Consider the following 21,123-nt stretch of genomic DNA (forward strand, 5'->3'; position numbering starts at 1 on the left):
GCAGACGGGATAGGCCGCGCACCGCAGCACGGCAAGACAGCGTTGAAACAAAAGCGCTTTCCGCGCCGTCAACCAACCGCCCCGGCAACGCCTTCCGTCCCCCTGCCCTTGACTTCCCATGCCCCCATATCGATATGGCCGATGAAAATGTAACATTATATCATTTAGGAACCATCATGCCCCATTGCGAAGCGCCGGAACGCGATCCGGCCGGCCGCCCCCGCTCCTGGCTGGACGGCTTCGCCATCTGCGCCTCCGCGCTCTGCACCGTCCATTGCCTGGGCCTGCCGCTGCTCTTCGCCTTGCTGCCGACCATCGCCGCCCGGATCGATCCGGGCGAATCCTTCCACCTGCTGATGCTCGCCATCGCCGTGCCGACCAGCCTGTTCGCGCTGTTGCAGGGCTGGCGCCGCCACCGCGCCGCGCTGCCGCTCGGCATCGGCCTGGCTGGCCTGTTGCTGATGGCCGTGGGCGCGCTGCTGGCCCGCACCCCGTTGAGCGAAGCGATCTGGACCGTCGGCGGCAGTGCCCTGCTGGCCGGGGCGCATATCCTCAACTGGCGCCGGGGCCTGCGCACCGCCTGCTGACCGACGCCATAGACCGCCCCGCCTTCCCGCGAGTCGTTCGCAGTTGCAGCATCATTTTCCTGCCTATAGCCTGCTTGCGTAACGAAGCATGGCCGGTATAAGAGCCGCATCGTGCAGATATAGATAACTAACGGAGAAGGACTGTCCTTTGACCGAACCGTCTGCCACGTTCCTGTTGTTCGGTGCCACCGGCGATCTTGCCCGGCGCATGATTTTCCCATCGCTCTACAATCTTCTGTCGGACGGACTGCTGCCCGACGATTTCCTGATCATCGCTTCGGCCCGCACCGAAATGGATGACGAGGCCTTTCGCGAGGAAGTCTGCGCGGCGCTCAAGCAGTTCCTGCCAGCCGACCGCTATGATGCCGACATCGCTGCGCGTTTCCGCGCGATGATCCTCTATCAGCCGGTCGATTCCAGCAACGGTGCGCATTTCGCCGAGCTGGCCGAGCGCGTCGATGGACGCTTGGAACGCGGCATTTCCGTCTATCTCTCCACCCCGCCCTCGCTGTTCGGCCCGACCGCCCAGGGGCTGGCCGATGCCGGCCTGCTGACGCCCAGGACGCGGATCGCGATGGAAAAGCCGATCGGCAAGGATCTCGCTTCCTCCAAGGTCGTGAACGACAGCATCGGCCACCTGTTCGCTGAAGAGCAGATTTTCCGCGTCGACCATTATCTGGGCAAGGAAACCGTTCAGAACCTGCTGGCGCTCCGCTTCGGCAATGTCATGTTCGAACCGCTGTGGAACGCCACCGCGATCGACCATGTCCAGATCACCGTCGCCGAAACCGTCGGCCTCGAAGGCCGCGTCTCCTATTATGACGGCGTCGGCGCGCTACGCGACATGGTGCAGAACCATATCCTCCAGATCCTTTCCATCCTGACGATGGAGCCGCCCGCCCGCATGGACCCCACGGCCGTGCGCGACGAGAAGGTCAAGGCGCTGCGCTCGCTGCGCCCGATGACGGCGGAAACGGTCAAGACCCACAGCGTGCGTGGCCAATATACGCCCGGTGCCGTCGGCGGCCAGATCGTCACCGGCTATGCCGACGAACTGGGCCAGCCGTCCGACACCGAAACCTTCGTCGCGCTGAAGGCGCATATCGACAATTGGCGCTGGCAGGGCGTGCCCTTCTACCTGCGCACCGGCAAGCGGCTGCCCGCGCGCCAGTCGGAAATCATGATCGAGTTCAAGCCGGTGCGCCATTCGATCTTCGGCCGTGACGGACAGCATTCGGGTGGGGGCTCGGGGCTGGAACCGAACACGCTGGTGATCCGCCTGCAACCGGAAGAATATATCCGCCTGACCATCATGTCGAAGCGACCGGGACTGGAGCGGCAGGTGCAGCTGGAGGAAGTGACGCTCGACGTGTCGCTGACCGCCGCCTTTGCCGGCCAGCGTCGCCGCATCGCCTATGAACGACTGATCCTGGACCTGCTCGCCGGCGACCAGACCTTGTTCGTCCGCCGCGACGAGGTGGAAGCCCAATGGGCCTGGATCGATTCCATCATCGACGGATGGAAGGAGGCGCACATGAAGGTGTCGACCTATTCCTCCGGGAACTGGGGGCCGTCCTCGGCCATTGCCCTAATCGAACGCGACGGAGCCAGCTGGCATGACTGATCTTCACCCCGTGATCGCCAAGGTCACAGAACGCATCACCGAGCGCAGTGCGGCGACGCGCCTCAAATATCTCGACCTGATCGAGCGGGGCCGCGACGCCGGCACCAACCGCGCCCAGCTGTCCTGCGGCAACCTCGCCCATGGCTTTGCCGCCAGCGGCGAGGACAAGGCTGTCATCCGCACCGGCCGGGCGATGAACATCGGTATCATCACCGCCTATAATGACATGCTCTCGGCCCATCAGCCCTATGGCCGCTATCCCGAGCAGATCAAGATCGCCGCGCGCGAGATCGGCGCCACGGCGCAGGTCGCGGGCGGCGTGCCCGCCATGTGCGACGGCGTGACCCAGGGCCAGGCCGGCATGGACCTCTCCCTGTTCAGCCGTGATACCATCGCCCTGTCGACCGCCGTGTCGCTCAGCCATGCGATGTTCGAGGGCAATCTGATGCTCGGCATCTGCGACAAGATCGTGCCGGGCCTGTTGATCGGCGCGCTGCGCTTTGGCCATCTGCCGACCATCCTGATCCCGGCCGGGCCGATGCCCTCGGGCCTCGCCAACAAGGAAAAGGTCCGCATCCGCCAGCTCTATGCCGAGGGCAAGGTGGGTCGCGAGGAATTGCTGGAAAGCGAAAGCGCCTCCTATCATGGCGCGGGCACCTGTACCTTCTATGGCACCGCCAATAGCAACCAGATGATGATGGAAGTCATGGGCCTGCACATGCCCGGCGCCGCCTTCGTCAATCCAGGCACGAAGCTGCGCAGCGAACTGACCCGCGCCGCCACCCATCGCATCGCCGACATCGGCTGGGACGGCAACGACTATCGCCCGCTCGGCCACTGCATCGATGAAAAGGCGATCGTCAACGCCATCATCGGCCTGATGGCCACCGGCGGTTCGACCAACCATGCGATCCATCTGCCCGCCATCGCGCGCGCGGCCGGCATCCATATCGACTGGACCGACTTTGCCGAACTGTCGGACGTGGTGCCGCTGCTGGCGCGCGTCTATCCCAATGGCTCGGGCGATGTGAACCATTTCCACGCGGCGGGCGGCATGGCCGTCATCATCCGCGAACTGCTCGACGCCGGGCTGCTCCACCGCGACATCATGACCGTCGCGCGCCAGGATCTGACCGATTATGGCAAGGAACCGGTGCTGCAGGATGACGCGCTGGTGTGGCAGGATGTCCCCGCCAGCCGCGACGAGGCGATGCTGCGTCCGGCCTCCAACCCGTTCCAGGCCGATGGTGGCATGAAGCTGCTCCAGGGCAATCTTGGCCGCTGCGTGATGAAGGTCAGCGCGGTCGACAAGGAACGCTGGACGATCGAAGCGCCGGCCGCGATCTTCCACGATCAGGACGATGTGCTGCGCGCCTTCAAGGCGGGCGAACTGGAACGTGACGTCGTCGTCGTCGTCCGCTTCCAGGGCCCGCGTGCCAATGGCATGCCCGAACTGCACAAGCTGACCCCGGCGCTGGGCGTGCTGCAGGATCGCGGTTTCAAGGTCGCCCTGCTGACCGACGGCCGCATGTCGGGCGCGTCGGGCAAGGTGCCTGCCGCCATCCATCTGTCGCCCGAAGCGCTGGGTGGTGGCCCGATCGGCAAGCTGCGTGACGGCGACCTCGTCCGCGTCTGCGCGGAAAGCGGCCAGGTCGAAGCACTGGTCGATGCCGCCACCTGGGACGCGCGCGACATTCCCGCCGCCCCGCCCCCGCCCTATGACACCGGCCGCGAACTGTTCGCGCTGTTCCGCCACAATAGCGACCTTGCCGAACAGGGCGCTTCCCCGATCCTCGCCGCGATGGACGCCGAACTCGCGATATAAGCACAGCCATTCGTGCCGGCGCACTCGGATGCGCTGGCGCGGATGTCCGGAGAGAGAGACAAATGACCGACATCATCGCCGCTGACATTGGCGGCACCAATGCGCGCTTCACCCGCGCCTCGCTGGACGACAAGGGCGTGCCGACACTCGGCACTGTCCGCAAATACAAGGTCGCCGATTATCCCAGCCTCCAGGCCTGCTGGGGCGCGTTCGTCGAAGACGAAAGCAAGGATAGCGACACCCCGTTGCCCGACGCCGCCTCGATCGCCTTTGCCACCGCCATCGGCCGCGAGGTCATCAAGCTGACCAATAGCAACTGGGTGATCCGCGCCGACACGCTGGCGGAGGATCTGGGCCTGCGCACCGTGCGCCTGGTCAATGATTTCGAGGCGGTGGCCCACGCCGTCTCGCGCCTGCCCGACGAAAATCTGCCCCTGCTGTTCGGCGAGGACCGCCCCTTCCCGCGCGACGGCGGCGTCACCGTGGTCGGTCCCGGCACCGGCCTTGGCGTCGCGATGATCGCCTATGACGATGGCCATCCCCATGTCATTGCGACCGAAGGCGGCCATCTCGACTTCGCCCCGCTCGACCAGATCGAGGTGAAGATTCTCGACTATCTGCGCGACAAGTTCCTGCGCGTCTCGACCGAGCGGATCGTGTCGGGTCCGGGCCTCAACTATATCTACAAGGCGCTCGCCACCATCGGTCACGACCGGGTCATGCTGATGGAAGACCCCGAACTGTGGCAGGCCGCGCTCGACGGCAGCGACGAGTTCGCCCGTCGCGCGCTCGACCGCTTCTGCCTCTGCTATGGCTCGGTCGCGGGCGATCTGGCACTGGCGCATGGCCCCCATGCGGTGGTACTGGCCGGCGGCCTCACCCAGCGGATGAAGGATTTTCTCGAACAGAGCGGCTTCCACACCCGCTTCAAGGCCAAGGGCCGGTTCGAGAGCCTGATGGCGACCGTGCCGATCCGCTGTGCGATCCATGAAGAAATCGGCCTGTTCGGCGCTGCCGCGGCCTTTAGGGAGAAGAATGCATGAGCTTGACCGTCGAACAGGTGATGGAACTGGCCCCGGTGATCCCGGTGCTGGTGGTCGATCGGGTCGAGGATGCGCTCCCCATTGCCCAGGCGCTGGTGAAGGGCGGCCTGCCCGCCCTCGAAGTCACGCTGCGCACCCCCGCCGCGCTCGACGTCATCCGCGAGATGGCGAAGGTCGAGGGCGCGGTCGTCGGCGCCGGCACGGTGCTGAACCCGGCCCAGCTCGACGCCGCGATGGAAGCGGGCGCCCGCTTCATCGTCAGCCCCGGCCTCACCGAACCGCTGGGCAAGGCCGCGATTGCCGCCAACATTCCCTTCCTGCCGGGCACCGCCACGGCCGGCGACATCATGCGCGGCATGGACATGGGCCTGTCCCACTTCAAATTCTTCCCGGCGGAAACCTCGGGCGGCCTGCCGGCGCTCAAGGCGCTGGCCGCGCCGCTGCACACCGCCCGCTTCTGCCCGACCGGCGGCATCACCGCCCAGAGCGCGCCCGAATGGCTGGCCCAGCCCTTCATCAAATGCGTCGGCGGCAGCTGGGTCGTGCCCAAGGGGCCGGTCGATCCCGACAAGATCGAGGCACTGGCGCGCGAAGCTGCCGCCCTGCCCCGCTAATCTATCGCGCGGGACCGGACAGAGGGCCATTGCACCCCGTTCGGTCCCGCCCTAGATGCAGATCATGATCACGCGCCGCTTCCTTCCCACCATCGCCCTGATCCTGTCGGGCTGCGCTGGCGCGCATGAAGGCTATCCCTCGCTTGCCAAGCGCCCGGTCGAAAGCGCGCCGATGGCCGAGGCGACTGCCGCCCCGCTTCCCGTGCCGGCCGACGACAAGCTCAAGGCCCAGATCAGCCAGCTCACCAGCCAGGCGCAGAGCGGCGGCGCCAATTTCGACAAGGCCTATGCCAGCGCCGACCGCGCCGTAAACAGCGCCGGTCGGGCATCGGTATCAAGCGACGCCTGGGTCGCGGCGCAGGTTGCGATCAGCGCCGCCGAATCCGCCCGCAACGACAGCGTCTCCGCCCTCGCCAGCCTCGACACCCTGTTCATCGAACGCTCCAACGCGGTCGCCGATGGATCGGAAAAGGGCGGCGTCGCGGATATCGACGCGGCACGCGCCAGCGTCCTGTCGATGGTCGACAGCCAGAATGACCGCATCGACGCGCTGAAGAACCGCCTGCCCCAGCCCTGACCGGAGCGTCGGGCATTAGCCCATCTGTCAGCCCGCCAGCCCCGGCAGGCAGGATTTCGCCGACACCGTCGTCGGCAGCGGCACGAGCTGGCTGATCGGCGAGCTGAACGGCTTGTTGATCTCGACCATGCTGGCCTGGCCGACACCGCGACACGCCACATTGGCCTGAATGCTGACATTGGCCGCAGCAATGACGATGCCGTTCGCCTTGGCCCGCGCCACGGCATAGCTGATCTGCTGCTGCGTGGTGCCGCACGCGCTGTCATTGACCATATGGCAGCGCGCCGTGCTGTAGGCAGCCTCGCGCAGCGCCTGCTTGGTCCAGGCCAGCCGTCCCAGTTCGATCACGCCGAACAGGCAGGCGAAGAAGACCGGCGCCAGCAGGGCAAATTCGACCGCGACCGCGCCCGTCTGGTTCGATCGGATAGGGTTCAGCCATCGGGTCATTGCAGGCGCACCGTCGTCTTCTGGGTGATGACCGCCTTTTCCGCGAGCGAGGCCGGGACGAATTGCGGGTTGAACTTGTAGCTCGCGACGATGTCGAGATAATAGCCCGACCGGCTGTTCGCGCTCGCGCCGCTGCCACAGTTCTGGCCGCAACTGTTGGTCGGAATGAAGCTGCCCGTCTGGCTGAGGCAGGCGCAGACGCGGGAACTGTTCGTGCAATTGCCCGTCCCGCCATTGCAGCCGACGGTGACGGTGATCGGGCTTTGCCCCGGCGCCGCCGCCATCGCCTGGACATAGGCGGGAATGGACTGGAACTGCACCGCGTCGCGTGTCTTGAAGGCCGACAGCGATGCACCGCTGACCGCTTCGGCCAGCCGCCCACGCTGGATGGTGAACTGGGCGATGTCGATCGCGACCAGGCTGATGGTGAAGAACAGGGTCAGCCACAGCGCGAACTCGACGGTGGCAACGCCCCGTTCCGAGCGGCGCAGCGTTCGCAAGCCGCCGATCATGCCACCAACTCCACATCGCCGCCGCTGCCGCCGACCAGATCGCTGATCGACTTGCAGGCGGTGCCCGCATTGGCGCCGCCGCTTGCCGTGACGCGATAGGCGATCAGGGTGAAGCACTGGCCCGCCGACAGGCTGTTGTTGCCGCCCGACATGGTCACGGCCGAATTGGGCAGATGGACCACGCCGGAAAAGACATTCTGCGATCCTGCGCCCCAGTTGGTCGCCTGCGATGTCAGGCTGTCGACCAATATGTCGGCGATGGCCGCCCCTTCGACGGTGCTGGTGGGGGCGATCAGCTTGGTCTTGGCCCCGCCGGCCAGGTTGATGGTCCCGCCCAGGATGAAGCTGACATTGACGCCGGCCATGTCATAGCCGGATACCGACACGCCCTCCAGCGTCTGGCCCCAGCTCTGGTTGGTGATCGGCGAGGTATAGGGCCAGGTGGTGCCGCCGGTGCCGTTGGTCAGGCCGCCGCTCACCGTGTAGCGTCCGGCGCCGAACAGCACCGATCCGGCGATCGACAGATTACCGTTGATCAGGTGATTGGCGGTCTTGCCGAAGACCAGGCGGCTGCCGCCGGCCGTCACGATATTGCCATTCGCGCTGAACAGCCCGTCCCCCATGAAGAAACGGCCGCTGCCGCTCAGCGTGATGGCGTCGCCGCCGGCATTGGCCAGGGTGTAGTTGCCGGTGCCCGCGATCAGGGTGGAATCACCATCGATCCTGATCTGGCCGGCGACGTCCAGATCGCCGTCGCCCAGCGTCATCCAGCTGCCGCCGCCGACGCTGATCCCCTTGAAGCCGTGATTGCCCGCGCCCACCGCCAGCGACGTGCCGCCCGACAGCGTGATGTTCGCCGCGATCGAGACCGGGCCGGTGCCGATCCGGTTGGTGCCCGCAAAGCTGACCGTGCCGGCGCCGATCGACACTTCGCCATTGCCGAAGGTGACGCCGCTCGATCCACTGTTGAAGCCGCCATTGATCCGCCAGACATTGTCACCGAAATTGACAGTCGAACCGCCACCAACCGACACGCCATTGGCGACGGTGACGGTGGAGCCAGCCTGGAAGGTGACAGTGATGCCACCGTCGATCGTGATCCGCGACAGGCAGTAATTGCCGGCAGGCACGGTGAATTTGGCGCTGTTGCCCTGACGGAAGGGGGCGGCACCGGCCGAGGGCGAATTGCCGAACGTCCATATGTCGGCGCAGGCCGGCGTCACCGGATTGGCGATGGTCCGCGGCGTGCGGAAGGTGCCGAGCAATTGCCGCGCGGTGGCGAGATCCATCGAATTGGCGAGCGGGTCGCTGATCGCGGTCGACTGGTTGATCCGCTTGTCCGCCGCCGGGACATTGCCGTTCCAGCTGGGATTGGAAAAGCTGCCGGCATAGCGCAGCAGATCGGCCGACAATGTGCCATAATTGTTGATGATGTCGGCCGCGCCCGAGACGATTTCCTTGGCCGTGATGCCCGACCCACCATTGTTGACCGATCCGGCGCCGACCACCGAACAGTCGGTCGCGTTGATCGTCGCGCCGCCCTGCGTCTCGACCGCATTGCCCGACGAGGCGAGGCCCAGAATGCAGGGCGTGGCCGATGCGCTGCCTGCCAGGCGCGCCATCGCGCTGACCTTTACGGGCATGGTCGCCGCTGCGCCCAAAATGCGGCTGAGGCTGAGCGGTAGCGGCGTCGTCAATTCGACGCGCACCGCCTTGGCCCCGGCTTCGGGCGTGTCGGCCAGCAGTGCGACGTCGATGGTCGCATCGGTGATACCATGAGCGGTGACCAGGTCGACCGCGGTGGGGCGCAATATCGCCTGCGATCCGTCCGCCTTGTAGGCGACGGCTGCGGCCAGCGCCGCCATGTCGGCCACGCGCTGGGTCGCGATCCGCCGCTCATAGCCGCGATTGAGATCGACAGCCAGACCCGCCATGCCGATGACGCCGATCAGCGACAGGGCAGCAACGACACTGACACTACCGTCATGCCTCAGAAATAAATTGCGGAATTTCATGGATAATCCCGAATGAAATGTCGGGACTGCCATTCCGCGCAAAAACTTGATTAATTGCTAATTCACGCAATTTTCGCAAAATAATGTCGGACAATTGGTCGGGTGATCATTGTCCGCCGGCGACCAAAATAAGCCGTGCCTCACCCCATCTGGCGTACCGCCCCCTTATGCGCCTTGCCATTATGGACATAATGGTCGACGCCCTCGCGCATGGTGATGATCGCCTCGTCGGTCAGGTCGCGCATATATTTGGCCGGGCGCCCGGCCCAGAGCTGCCGGTGCAGCACCGTCTTGCCGGGCGAGAGTAGCGCGCCGGCCGCCAGCATCGCGTCGCTCTCCACCGTGCAGCCGCTCATCACGATCGCGCCCAGCCCCACGAACGCGCGGTCCTCCAGCACGCAGCCATGGACCATCGCCATATGGCCGATCAGCACATCCTCGCCGATGATGGTGGGATAGCCCTCTGCCGGATAGCCCGGCCGGCCGTCGCCGGGGCTATCGCAATGGACAACCGTGCCGTCCTGGATGTTGGTGCGCGCGCCGATGCGGATATGGTTCACATCGCCCCGGATCACGCAATTATACCAGATGCTGGCATCCGCGCCGATCTCGACATCGCCGATGATCCGGCATCCCGGCGCGATGAAGGCGCTGGGGTGGATCAGCGGCGTCTTGCCGTTCAGCGGGATGATCGAAACATCAGGATGGTCGGCGGGATGATCGGTCATCTGCGCCTCAACCGTTCAGCAGCCGCGCCGCATGCAGCGCATGATAGGTCAGCACGCCCGAACAGCCGGCCCGCTTGAACGCCATCAGCGTTTCAAGGATCAGCGCATCGCGATCGCCCGAGCCGGCAGCGGCGCCATGTTCGATCATCGCATATTCGCCCGACACCTGATAGGCGAAGACCGGGACGGAGAAACGATCGCGCACCCGCGCGACGATATCCAGATAGGGCAGGCCCGGCTTCACCATCACGCTGTCCGCGCCTTCGGCCAGGTCCAGCGCGACCTCGCGCAGCGCTTCCTCGCCATTGGCCGGGTCCATCTGATAATTTTTCTTGTCACCCTTCAGCAGCCCGCGCGATCCCACCGCGTCACGGAACGGACCATAGAAGGCGCTGGCATATTTGGCGGCATAGGCCATGATCTGGACATTGGCGTGGCCGGTTTCCTCCAGCGCCTCGCGGATCGCACCGATGCGGCCGTCCATCATGTCGCTGGGCGCGATGATGTCGGCGCCTGCCGCCGCCTGGTTGAGCGACTGGCCGATCAACATGTCGATCGTCGCGTCGTTGATCACATAGCCGGTCTCGTCGAGCAGCCCGTCCTGGCCATGGGCGGTATAGGGATCGAGCGCCACGTCCGTCAGCACGCCGATATCGGGCACCGCATCCTTGATCGCGCGGATCGCCCGACACATCAGGTTATCGGGGTTCAGCGCCTCGGCGCCATCGTCGCTGCGGCGTTCGGCCTGGGTATTGGGGAACAGCGCCAGACAGGGGATGCCGGCGTCGCGCGCTTCCTTCGCCCGCGCGACCATCAGGTCGACCGACCAGCGCGACACGCCGGGCAGTGCCGCGATCGGCTCCTCGACGCCGTCCCCTTCGGTCACGAACAGGGGCCAGATGAAATCGCTGGGCGACAGGCGGTTTTCGGCATGCATCGCCCGGCTCCAGGCGGTGGCACGGGTGCGGCGCATGCGCAGCGCCGGATAGGAGGCAATAGTCATGCCGCGGGTGTAAGCCGCGACCGGAAGGGGATCAAGCCGGACCGATTGTCCTGCCCTGGGGCAATGGGGTGGAAACAAGACATTCCTCCCCGGACCGGGGAGGGGGACCATTTGCGCAGCAAATGGTGGAGGGGCACAGGCCCAATAGCGCGGCGTTAGAGTGTTCCTGCCCCTCCGTCAGCGCTTCGCGCTGCCACCTCCCCGTGCCGGGGAGGAATGTCCGCTTCTGCTAGATACCCGGCCTACGCCGCCTCAGCGCCCGTCGTCGTCCGCGCCGGCGCCGCCACCGATAACCGTTCGGGTATAATCGATGCGGATGCGGACCCAGGCGCCGACTTGGGGCTTGCCGTCGACGCGGGGCGGGCGCACCAGGAACTGCCAGGCGGCCAGGCGCACGGCGCGGCCAAAGCCCGATCCGGTCGGATATTCGCTGATCATCTGGCAATTTTCGACATGATAATGGTCGATCGTCTTGCACGCCACCAGGCCATAGCCCTGCGCCGGCGCATTGGCGGGCAGATAGGTCGACAATTCGGCGTGGGTCGGCCGGCGATACCATTCAGCCTCGAACAGTTGCACTCCGCCCGGCCCCTCGCCCGGCCCCACGATCGCCTTGGCATTGCCGGTGCCGCTGTCGCCGACGCCCGCCGTCTTCTTTTCCATCTTGCCGATGTCGGCCGCCGCCATCTGGCGGCTGTCGAGCGTGATGAAGGGGAAAGGCGATGGCGGCTGCACGCTCGGCGTCTCGACCGGCTTTGGCGGCGTCACCACCGGCTCGCTCTTCTGCTTGGGCGCGGCGGTATCCCGCTCGCGCTTTTCCGCCTTCTGCGCCTTGGACTTTTCCTTGTTCGCCTGCTTGGCCGGCTCGATATCGAAGCTCACCGGATTGCGATCCTCGACCTTCTTGGGATCGATATGCGGCGCCATCGTCAGCAGCGCCAGCAGCAGGATCGCGTTCAGCACCAGCGCGAATGCCAGGCCGCCGGCCCGCTGCCGCAACTTGTCCCAGGGAATATGCGAAATTATCAAGCGTGCTGACCGGTCTCTATGCGTTGCGCGTCATGCCCAGACGGCACCGCACAGTCAACGCCGTGGCGGCTGACAAATCGGTAATGTCGCCCATATCGCCCCCATCCGCCGACGGACCGCCCCTATGGCGTGACGGGCGGCGGCCCGTCGCACGGCGTTGCATCGTCCAGCCAGTCGATCTCATCCCCCTTGGCCAGCATCGGTTCCGGGCGTCCGACATCCGCCTGCAAGCTGGAATCCTGATCGACGCGGGTCATGCTGGTGTTGAAGCCGGGGATCGCGGCATTGAGGATATTGGCCTCGGCCGCGCTGATTTCGGGCACCAGGCTATGGCTCGACTGGACCGACCGCACGACATTGTCGATCAGCGATATGCCGCGCCAGTAGGCGACACCGCCAAGCGTGCGATTGACCCGCTTGCCCGCGACATTCCAGTGCCAGTCCCCCGTTGGCCGGGGCAGGCGCAGCACGGTGGCATAGCAGCGGAAGCGCGGAAAATTGATCGCATAGGGCGCGGCCTGGTCCTGGTCCCTGGGCCGCTTGCGATTGTCGGGCGCATAAAAGCCCGCGCCGAACAGATAATGGGACCAGCCGTCCTCGTCACTGCCCTTCCATTCGGTCCGACCCGTTCCCTCCAGCGTCAGCACCAGCGCGGCATGGGCCTCGTCATAACGCCAGCCAACCTTGTCGACATCGACCCAGCCGGCCTGCTGGCGCCAATAGGTCTGCACCGCCCGGTCGGCGTCCTGCGCGGTCATCCCCGCCAGTTGCACCCGCAGTTGATAGGTTTCATCGCCGCGCAATATGTTGCGGGCGACGATCTTGGCCGGCTTGTCGATCCCCGCGCGCTGATCGATGTCGATATATTCGACCAGATCGGGCTGGCGCGGAACGCCTGCCGCGACGGCCTCCAGCCCAGCCCCCTCCTGCCGAAGCGGCAGCACCCAGCGATAGGGAACCGGCCGCTGGCGCGCGATATCGCGATCGCCCTGACGCGTGCCGTCCAGCCAATAGGATTGATCACCGATCCGTGCCCGGACCAGCACATGGTCGAACATCATCGGGCTGGCCAAGCGCGCGTCCAAACCGTCACCGCCATTGCTGTTGACCAGCACGGCCTCGGCCGGCACGCCCAGTTCGCGCAGCAGCGCCATCAGCAGCACCGTCTTCGCCTTGCAATCGGCAAACCGCCGGCTCCAGCTTTCATCCACCGTCGCCGGACGATAATTGCCGCCGCCCAGCCCGACATAGACATAGCGCAGCTTGTCCTGCACCAGTTGCAACGCTGCCTGCGCCCGCCCCATTGGATCATTGCTCTGCGCAGCGATGCGGGCGATCTCCTGCCGCAGCGGGGATGCCGCGCCGATCAAGGCAGCCTGATCGAACAGGGGCCAGAGCTGGGCCGACATGTCCTTCCAGCTGGAAAAATTGCTATATTCGATCAGGCGCCGGATATTGTAGCGCGCGGGCGCGCCTTCGGTCATCAGCGATGCATCGGGGTCGCGCAGTTCATAGCTGATACTGGTCAGGTCGCCCTCTGCCTGCGGCACGATCGGCCCCATGTCGGGACTGGCCTGCCAATGGATCGGCACCGTGCTCGGCCAGGACAGCCGCATGCGATAGGCGCCCGGATTGCCCAGCGGCGACAGCATGGAAAAGCCGAAATGATGGTCACCCAGCGTCGGATCCTTGCTGCGCACCGTCGCTGCAAATTCCAGCTCGTCGCCGACCTGCAATCCCGGCACCTGCAGGGTCGCGGTCAATTGCCCGTCGAGCGCAGCGGATTCCAGATTGGCTTCGCGCTGCACCACGGCAAAGCGCGTGCCCGACAGGACATTGATGACCTTGCCGTCGCGGATGATGTTCAGATGATGCACCGTTGCGCCACCCGCCGCCGGATTCCATGTCGCGGAGATATTGCCAACCGCCAGGGCGTCGGCGGTCAACAGCTTCATCCGCCAACTCGTATAGACCTCGTCTCCCTGCTCGCTGGCGCGGGTCTGGATGTCGGAATAAACGACACGCACCGCCGCCCCGGACGGCGTTGCCCCCGACGTGGGCGCGGGCGGTGGCAACACCCAATTTCCCGGCTTGGCATATCGGACATTCTTTTCAGCCGCCATCGCCGGCGCAGCGCTCACCAGCGCCAACGCCAACATCCCCCTTGCAATCACCAGCAACGCCCCCTGAAAAATCGTCAGCAGACATCCTCTTCGCGCACCACCGGCCGGCTCTCGCGCGTGGCCCGCATCCGGCTGGCCTTGTCGTCGACATCGGACGTCAGCACGACATGATCGTCATGCACTTCCAGCAGCACCCCGGCAAAGGGAAAGCCCTCCAGACTGCCGGTCACCCGATAGCTGACCGAATCGCCGACCTTGAAGCTGGCCGGGTCCATGTTGAAGCTGAAGGGGCAACTGCCCTCGCCCATATCCTGCATCGCGCTCTCCTGTTTGTTCCGATCCTATCGCGGCCGGCGCATCCCGATCAAGCATCGCCGCATCCCTATGATCGGGACTTTTGCAGCCATCGCCGCCCCGCTAAAGGCGGGGCCATGGATATCTGCCTTGCCGCCCCCGCCGACCTGCCCCTGCTCCACCGCGTGATCGAGCGCGCCTATCGCGGCGACGAGGCGCGGGCCGGCTGGACCTTCGAATCCGACCTGCTGACCGACGCCCGCACCGATATCGAGGAATTGCAGGAGATCCTCGCCAGCCCGACCGACCGGCTGCTGGTCGCGATCGACGACAAGGGCATGCCGATCGGCTGCGTCCAGATCACGAAGCGCGAGGAGGGCGTCGCCTATCTCGGCCTGCTCTGTATCGATCCCCAGCTTCAGGCCGCCGGTCTTGGCCGGCGCATGATCGCTGCGGCGGAGGATCAGGCCGCCCGCGATTTCGGCGCGACCATGATCGAGATGACAGTGATCGACCGGCGGCCCGAGTTGATCGCCTATTATCAGCGGCGCGGCTATGTGCTGACCGACGAGAAGCGCCCCTTCCCCATCCCGCTCGATCCGCCGCTCGAAATGGTCGTCCTGGCAAAAGCGCTGGCGGCCCCCGTTCAACTGAGCTAGGCCCGCTCACGATGCTCACCAAGCTCTATCAGTGGATGCTGGCCAAGGCCGCTCACCCGCACGCCGAACGTTGGCTGTTTGCCTTCAGTTTCATGGAATCCAGCTTCTTTCCGATCCCGCCGCATCCGCTGCTGGGCCTGATGTGCCTGGCGCGGCCGGAAAAGGCGATCCGCTATGGCCTCATCTGCACCATAGCTTCGGTGCTGGGCGGCCTGCTCGGCTATGGCATCGGCCATTTCCTCTATCAGGCGGTCGGCGCGCAGATCCTGCATTTCCTTGGCCTGTCGGCGAAATTCCCGGTCGCGGCCTGCTATCTGCGCGACTATGGCGCGGAGATCATCCTGATCAAGGGCGCGACCCCGATCCCGTTCAAGCTGATCACCATCACGGCGGGCTTCATCGGCCTGTCGCTCTTCACCTTCCTGTGGGCCAGCATCCTGTCCCGCGCCTTCCAGTTCATGATCGTCGGCTTCCTGTTCTGGAAATTCGGCCGCCCGATCAAGGCGTTCATCGAGAAATATCTGGCACCGCTGTCGGCGTTGTTCCTGGTGCTGGTGGTCGGCGGTTTCGTCGCGGCATCGATGCTGTCGGGCGGCGGGCAGAAGAGCGATCGCTGCTCCAATGCCACCATGGCCACCATCTCCTGATCCGCCGCAAATGAACGCCCTGCTCGCGCGCCATCCCCGGCTTGCTGCCCTGCTCGCCGGGTTCCTCTCGGCGACCGGTTTCGAGCCGCTGAAACTCTGGCCGGCCACCATCGGCTGCTTCGCGTTGCTGATCCTGCTGATCGAGCGCGCGCCCGATCGCCGCGCCGCCTTCCTGCGCGGCTGGCTGTTCGGGGTCGGCCATTTCACCCTGGGCCTCAACTGGATCGCCCACGCCTTCACCTATCAGGACGCGATGCCGCACTGGTTCGGCTATGGCGCTGTGATCCTGCTCTCGCTCTATCTCGCCGTCTATCCCGGTCTTGCGACTTTGGGCGCATGGTGGGCCGGGCGCCGCTTCGCCTCCACCGGTCCGGCCTTCTTGCTGCTGTTCGCCGGCTGCTGGATCGCCAGCGAATATGCGCGCGCCACCGTCTTCACCGGCTTTGCCTGGAACCCGCTGGGCGTCACCCTGCTGCCGACCGGCGCCGCGATCGCCGCGACGCTGATCGGCACCTATGGCCTGGGCGCGCTGGTCCTGCTCGCCGCCGGGGCCTGCCTGCTCGCCGCGCGCCGCCAGTATCGCCCCGCCGCCGCCATCGCCGTGCCGCTCGTCGCTCTGGCGCTCTGGGGCCAGTTCTCGCCCGCGCCGACGACGCCCGCCGGCGCGCCACTGATCCGTGTGGTTCAGCCCAATATCGGCCAGGACGAGAAATATTCGGCCGAACTGGAACAGGTGCATTTCCGCACCCTCGCGACCCTGTCGGGCAAGCCCCGCCCCGCCCCGCGCCTGATCTTCTGGCCCGAAGCAGCGATCCCCGCCTATCTCGACATGGAACCCGAATGGCGATGGCGCCTCGCCGACCTGATGGGGCCGGGCGACCTGCTGATGACCGGCGCGACGAAGGTCTATTTCAAGGACAAGGGGCCTTATGGCACGACCGAACTGGCCGGCGCCAACAACAGCCTGTTCGTCGTCACGCCCGATGCCCAGCTTGCCGCCCGCTACGACAAGGCGCATCTCGTCCCCTATGGCGAATATCTGCCGATGCGCAGCATCCTCCAGCCGATCGGCCTGTCGCGGCTGGTGCCGGGTGACGTCGATTTCTGGCCCGGCCCCGGCCCGCAGAGCCTGAGCCTGCCCGCCACCCTTGGCCGCCCCGCGCTCAAGATGGGCGTGCAGATCTGTTACGAGATCATCTTCTCCGGCCAGGTGGTCGACCGCGCCCATCGGCCGGATTTCCTGTTCAACCCGTCCAACGATGCCTGGTTCGGCAGCTGGGGGCCGGTCCAGCATCTGGCCCAGGCGCGGCTGCGCGCGCTGGAAGAAGGGCTGCCGATCATCCGCGCCACGCCCACCGGCGTGTCCGCCATCGTCGATGCGCGCGGCCATATTCTCCACGCCCTCTCCAGCCATCGCGCCGGCTATCTCGACAGCCGCCTGCCGCCACCGCTGCCCGCCACCCTGTTCGCGCGGATCGGCAATTGGGCGCCCCTCGCCTTCCTGATCCTGTTGATCGGCACGGCTATTGCCTTGCGCAAAGGCAAAAGCTAATAACCACATAAAGTTTTCTTTATATCCTTTCGTCCGCCCATGTCTTACGGGAGTCTCATGCGTAACCAATTCCTCTTCACCTCGGAATCCGTTTCCGAAGGCCACCCCGACAAGGTCGCGGACCAGATTTCCGACTCGATCGTCGACCTGTTCCTGTCCAAGGATCCCGAAGCCCGCATCGCGTGCGAAACCCTGACCACGACCCAACTCGTCGTCCTGGCCGGCGAAATCCGCTGCAAGGGCGTCTATGAGAATGGCGAATGGGCACCGGGCGCCAAGGAAGAGATCGAGGCGACCGTCCGCGCGACCGTGAAGCGCATCGGTTATGAGCAGGACGGCTTCCACTGGGAGACCTTCCGCTTCGAGAACAACCTCCACGGCCAGTCCGCCCACATCGCGCAGGGCGTCGATGAAAGCGGCAACAAGGACGAAGGCGCCGGCGACCAGGGCATCATGTTCGGCTATGCGTCGGACGAAACCCCCGACCTCATGCCCGCCACCCTCTATTATTCGCACAAGATCCTGGAACGCATGGCGGCCGACCGTCATGGCAAGGTCGTTCCCTTCCTGGAACCCGACGCCAAGAGCCAGGTGACGCTGGAATATATCGACGAAAAGCCGGTCCGCGCGACCGCGCTGGTCGTGTCGACCCAGCATGCCGCCGGCATGGACAATGACGACAGCCGCGCCGAACTGCGCGCTTACGTCAAGGGTGTGATGGCCGATGTCCTGCCCGAAGGCTGGCTGCCGGGCGACGAAGCCATCTACGTCAACCCGACCGGCCTGTTCGAAATCGGCGGCCCCGACGGCGACGCTGGCCTCACAGGCCGCAAGATCATCGTCGACACCTATGGCGGCGCTTCGCCCCATGGCGGCGGCGCGTTCAGCGGCAAGGATCCGACCAAGGTCGACCGTTCGGCGGCCTACATCACCCGCTACCTCGCGAAGAACATCGTTGCCGCCGGCCTCGCTCGTCGCTGCACGATCCAGCTCAGCTACGCCATCGGCGTTGCCGAACCGCTCTCGCTCTATGTCGACCTGCATGGCACCGGCACCGTCGAAGCTTCGGCGATCGAAGCCGTGCTGCCGACCCTGGTGCGCCTGACGCCCAAGGGCATCCGCACCCATCTCGGCCTCAACAAGCCGATCTACCAGAAGACCGCCGCCTACGGCCATTTCGGCCGCACGCCCGACGGCGACTATTTCCCCTGGGAAAAGACCGATCTGGTCGACGCGCTCAAGGCGAAGCTGGCCTGAGGCCTGCGGTCTGACGACCAATAGCAAGGGGCGCGGAGAGCTATGCTTTCCGCGCCCTTTTCGCATGTCCGTCACAAGTTGTTACCGGCCTGTCGAAATAAGACGATTTTCCATCGCATTGTCATGACTCGGGGTTATGATGCAGTGCGGTCAGGAATGGGGGTCCGCCGCGACGTCTGAACGCGTTTCGGAAGGCCAGCCATGCCCAAGACGACCAGCGAACCCACAACATCCACCGCTTCCATCCCGCTCTGGCCGCCGCTCGACTGGTTCGGTCAGGCCTTCGACTATGGCGTCGACGCGCTGCAACGCGCCGTCCTGTTCGCCGACGTCAAGCGCCAGCGCGGCGACCAGTATAAGGCGCATCTGGCCGAACGCGTGCCCCATGTGCTGAATTTCGACGGCGAGATCATCCTGTCCGGCGCCGATCTGCCCCGGCCGGTCAATTATGGTCTGGTCCGCATCACCCCGCCGGAGGGCCTGCCGGTCGACCCCGCCAAGCGCCCGGTCATCGTCGTCGATCCGCGCGCCGGCCATGGCCCCGGCATTGGCGGCTTCAAGCCCGACAGCGAGATCGGCGCCGCCCTGCGCGAAGGCCATCCCTGTTATTTCATCGGCTTCACTCCCAATCCGGTTCCGGGCCAGACGGTGGAGGATGTGATGCGTGCGGAGGCCGCCTTCGTCGCCCATGTCGGCGAACTCCACCCCTCCGCCGATGGCAAGCCGGTGGTGATCGGCAATTGCCAGGCCGGCTGGCAGATATTGATGACCGCCGCGGTCTGGCCCGAGCTGTTCGGCCCGATCATCGTCGCCGGCGCCCCGCTCTCCTATTGGGCGGGCGACAATGTCATGCGCTATGGCGGCGGCCTGATGGGCGGCAGTTGGGCGACGGCGATGACCGGCGACATGGGCGCCGGCCGCTTCGACGGCGCCTGGCTGGTGCAGAATTTCGAAAATCTCGATCCTGCCAACACGCTCTGGAAAAAGGATTACACCCTTTATTCCAAGGTCGATACCGAAGCCCCCCGCTATCTCGGCTTCGAGAAATATTGGGGTGGCTATGTTTATCTCAACGATGTCGAGATGCAGTATATCGTCGACAATCTCTTCATCGGTAACCGGCTCGCCACCGCTCAGCTACTGACCTCGGACGGCATCCGCATCGATCTGCGCAACATCCGTTCGCCGATCCTGGTATTCTGCTCGCATGGCGACAATATCACGCCGCCACCCCAGGCCTTGGGCTGGATCACCGACCTCTACCGCAACGACGCCGAGATCGTAAGCCATGACCAGACGATCATCTATGCTACCCATGACAGTATCGGCCATCTCGGCATTTTCGTATCGGCCAGCGTCGGGCGCAAGGAGCATCGCGAATTTGTCAGCGCCATCGACCTGATCGACGTGCTTCCCGCCGGCCTCTATCAGGCGACGGTGCAACAGGATCCCGACGGCGCCCTGCCCGGCGCGGTCGATGATGACGGCCAGTATCTCGCGATCCAGCGGCGTGGCATCGCAGATGTCCAGGCGATCGTGCAGCAGGATTTCGGCAGCGAACGGCGCTTCGTCGCCGCCCGCCGTGCGTCGGAAGCCAATCTGGAGCTGTATCACCGCTTCGCCCAGCCGCTGGTGCAGGCGATGGCCAACCCGCAACTGGCCGACTGGCTGGCGCAATGGCACCCGATGCGCCTGTCCTACAGTTGGTCGAGCGACCATCCCATGGCGCAACTGATCGAGGGCTGGGCCGGTGTCGTGCGCGACAATCGGCGCCCGGTCGCGCCCGACAATGGCTTCCTGGCCGGCCAGACCATGGTGTCGGACATGATGGTCGGCGCACTTGATGCCTATCGGGATGCCCGCGACAGGCTCCAGGCACTCAGCTTCGATACGATCTATGGCGCGCCGCTGGTTCAGGCCGCCATGGGCGTCGCCCCGCAGGATGGCCGCCCGCCCCGCCATCACCCCGGCGACACGCCGGAACATCGCACCTTCGTTGCCGAGGAAATGGCCCATCTCAGCGCCGAACTGCACGAAGGCGGCCTGCTGGAGGCGCAGTTGCGGGCGATCTTCCATGTGCTGCGCACCCGCGAGCAGACCGACGCCCGCCGGTTCGAGGAGGCACGCCGGCTGCATATCGACATGCTGCCCGCGGGCATGACGCTGCCGCTGTTCCGGGCGCTGGTGCGCGAGCAGGCCAAGCTGCTGCGCCATGATCCCGATGGCGCGATTGCCGGCATTCCCGAACTGCTCGCCCGCGTCGATCCCGATGCGGTCCGCGCCGGCGGGCAAAAGCTTGCCGCCCTGTTCGACCGGGACGAAGGGCTGACGCAGGAGGAGGCTGCCCGGCTGGGCGCCATGCTCGACCTGTTCAATGCTGCGGCCGATGCCGACCGTGGCTGAGCCATCCTGTCCGGAACATGACGAAAAGTTCATTGGCCTGCGCCCGCGGAACCGCGCATAGAGAGGGCGTCGGGCTCGCACCCCTGTCGAGCCCGGCACCCTCCACCCAGGGCAACGCCATGACCCGTCCTCTTGCTACCGCCTTCATCAGCCTTGCTTTTCTGGTTGGCAGTGCCGCTCCTGC

Annotated in this window: 19 protein-coding genes; 11 read left to right on the forward strand and 8 right to left on the reverse strand. The window is 65.5% G+C overall.

What is annotated here, in order from left to right; translation table 11 throughout:
• Nucleotides 1-176 precede the first annotated feature (176 nt).
• From ACUCV3_RS11470 to ACUCV3_RS11495, 6 genes are all read left to right on the forward strand, one after another.
• A complete protein-coding gene (locus ACUCV3_RS11470; RefSeq protein ID WP_010337978.1) occupies nucleotides 177-587 on the forward strand; it encodes a MerC domain-containing protein in 411 nt (136 codons plus the stop codon).
• A gap of 148 nt (nucleotides 588-735) precedes the next feature.
• Nucleotides 736-2,211: a glucose-6-phosphate dehydrogenase gene (gene zwf / locus ACUCV3_RS11475; RefSeq protein WP_279728520.1), complete on the forward strand. Its 1,476-nt coding sequence runs from the start codon at nucleotides 736-738 to the stop codon at nucleotides 2,209-2,211.
• The gene (gene edd / locus ACUCV3_RS11480; RefSeq protein ID WP_017502335.1) at nucleotides 2,204-4,036 is read left to right on the forward strand and encodes a phosphogluconate dehydratase; all 1,833 of its coding nucleotides are present in this window, start codon (nucleotides 2,204-2,206) and stop codon (nucleotides 4,034-4,036) included. The genes zwf and edd overlap by 8 nt, the downstream gene beginning before the upstream one ends.
• A gap of 62 nt (nucleotides 4,037-4,098) precedes the next feature.
• Nucleotides 4,099-5,079 carry a glucokinase gene (gene glk, locus ACUCV3_RS11485; RefSeq protein ID WP_125987052.1) on the forward strand — a complete coding sequence of 327 codons (981 nt, stop codon included), beginning with the start codon at nucleotides 4,099-4,101 and terminating at the stop codon, nucleotides 5,077-5,079.
• Nucleotides 5,076-5,693 carry a bifunctional 4-hydroxy-2-oxoglutarate aldolase/2-dehydro-3-deoxy-phosphogluconate aldolase gene (eda, locus tag ACUCV3_RS11490; RefSeq protein ID WP_017502334.1) on the forward strand — a complete coding sequence of 206 codons (618 nt, stop codon included), beginning with the start codon at nucleotides 5,076-5,078 and terminating at the stop codon, nucleotides 5,691-5,693. The genes glk and eda overlap by 4 nt, the downstream gene beginning before the upstream one ends.
• 55 nt (nucleotides 5,694-5,748) lie before the next feature.
• Nucleotides 5,749-6,270, forward strand: a complete 522-nt coding sequence (locus tag ACUCV3_RS11495; protein ID WP_004212029.1) for a hypothetical protein — start codon at nucleotides 5,749-5,751, stop codon at nucleotides 6,268-6,270.
• A gap of 27 nt (nucleotides 6,271-6,297) precedes the next feature.
• Here the strand turns inward: ACUCV3_RS11495 and ACUCV3_RS11500 are convergent, their stop codons facing one another.
• The 8 genes from ACUCV3_RS11500 to ACUCV3_RS11535 form a co-directional block, all read right to left on the reverse strand.
• Complete coding sequence (locus ACUCV3_RS11500; RefSeq protein ID WP_010337972.1) at nucleotides 6,298-6,717, reverse strand: TadE/TadG family type IV pilus assembly protein; 420 nt, start codon at nucleotides 6,715-6,717, stop codon at nucleotides 6,298-6,300.
• Complete coding sequence (locus tag ACUCV3_RS11505; RefSeq protein WP_279728516.1) at nucleotides 6,714-7,229, reverse strand: TadE/TadG family type IV pilus assembly protein; 516 nt, start codon at nucleotides 7,227-7,229, stop codon at nucleotides 6,714-6,716. Before ACUCV3_RS11505 ends, ACUCV3_RS11500 begins: the two co-directional genes overlap by 4 nt.
• A complete protein-coding gene (locus ACUCV3_RS11510) occupies nucleotides 7,226-9,244 on the reverse strand; it encodes a hypothetical protein (RefSeq protein ID WP_482240637.1) in 2,019 nt (672 codons plus the stop codon). Before ACUCV3_RS11510 ends, ACUCV3_RS11505 begins: the two co-directional genes overlap by 4 nt.
• A gap of 140 nt (nucleotides 9,245-9,384) precedes the next feature.
• Nucleotides 9,385-9,972 carry a gamma carbonic anhydrase family protein gene (locus tag ACUCV3_RS11515; protein WP_279728513.1) on the reverse strand — a complete coding sequence of 196 codons (588 nt, stop codon included), beginning with the start codon at nucleotides 9,970-9,972 and terminating at the stop codon, nucleotides 9,385-9,387.
• A gap of 7 nt (nucleotides 9,973-9,979) precedes the next feature.
• Nucleotides 9,980-10,975: a porphobilinogen synthase gene (gene hemB / locus ACUCV3_RS11520; protein ID WP_279728511.1), complete on the reverse strand. Its 996-nt coding sequence runs from the start codon at nucleotides 10,973-10,975 to the stop codon at nucleotides 9,980-9,982.
• Nucleotides 10,976-11,227: 252 nt separating this feature from the next.
• Nucleotides 11,228-12,004, reverse strand: a complete 777-nt coding sequence (locus tag ACUCV3_RS11525) for a hypothetical protein (protein ID WP_279728510.1) — start codon at nucleotides 12,002-12,004, stop codon at nucleotides 11,228-11,230.
• A gap of 122 nt (nucleotides 12,005-12,126) precedes the next feature.
• Nucleotides 12,127-14,145, reverse strand: a complete 2,019-nt coding sequence (locus ACUCV3_RS11530; protein WP_279606423.1) for a DUF3857 domain-containing transglutaminase family protein — start codon at nucleotides 14,143-14,145, stop codon at nucleotides 12,127-12,129.
• Between the two features lie 56 nt (nucleotides 14,146-14,201).
• Nucleotides 14,202-14,444, reverse strand: a complete 243-nt coding sequence (locus ACUCV3_RS11535) for a reeler domain-containing protein (protein ID WP_004212020.1) — start codon at nucleotides 14,442-14,444, stop codon at nucleotides 14,202-14,204.
• 114 nt (nucleotides 14,445-14,558) lie between these two features.
• Between ACUCV3_RS11535 and ACUCV3_RS11540 the strand changes: the two genes are divergently transcribed.
• The 5 genes from ACUCV3_RS11540 (at nucleotide 14,559) to ACUCV3_RS11560 (ending at nucleotide 20,939) form a co-directional block, all read left to right on the forward strand.
• Nucleotides 14,559-15,080, forward strand: coding sequence for a GNAT family N-acetyltransferase (locus ACUCV3_RS11540; protein ID WP_279728509.1), 522 nt, complete (start codon nucleotides 14,559-14,561; stop codon nucleotides 15,078-15,080).
• Nucleotides 15,081-15,091: 11 nt separating this feature from the next.
• On the forward strand, nucleotides 15,092-15,727 hold the full coding sequence (locus ACUCV3_RS11545) for a YqaA family protein (protein ID WP_004212017.1): 636 nt from the start codon (nucleotides 15,092-15,094) through the stop codon (nucleotides 15,725-15,727).
• 10 nt (nucleotides 15,728-15,737) lie between these two features.
• Entirely contained in the window at nucleotides 15,738-17,279 is a 1,542-nt protein-coding gene (lnt, locus tag ACUCV3_RS11550; protein WP_482240638.1) for an apolipoprotein N-acyltransferase, read from the forward strand.
• A 57-nt stretch (nucleotides 17,280-17,336) separates the two neighbouring features.
• On the forward strand, nucleotides 17,337-18,536 hold the full coding sequence (gene metK / locus ACUCV3_RS11555) for a methionine adenosyltransferase (RefSeq protein ID WP_004212015.1): 1,200 nt from the start codon (nucleotides 17,337-17,339) through the stop codon (nucleotides 18,534-18,536).
• Between the two features lie 201 nt (nucleotides 18,537-18,737).
• Entirely contained in the window at nucleotides 18,738-20,939 is a 2,202-nt protein-coding gene (locus tag ACUCV3_RS11560; RefSeq protein WP_279728506.1) for a DUF3141 domain-containing protein, read from the forward strand.
• Nucleotides 20,940-21,123 lie beyond the last annotated feature (184 nt).

Source organism: Sphingobium sp. VMM, assembly GCF_056790315.1.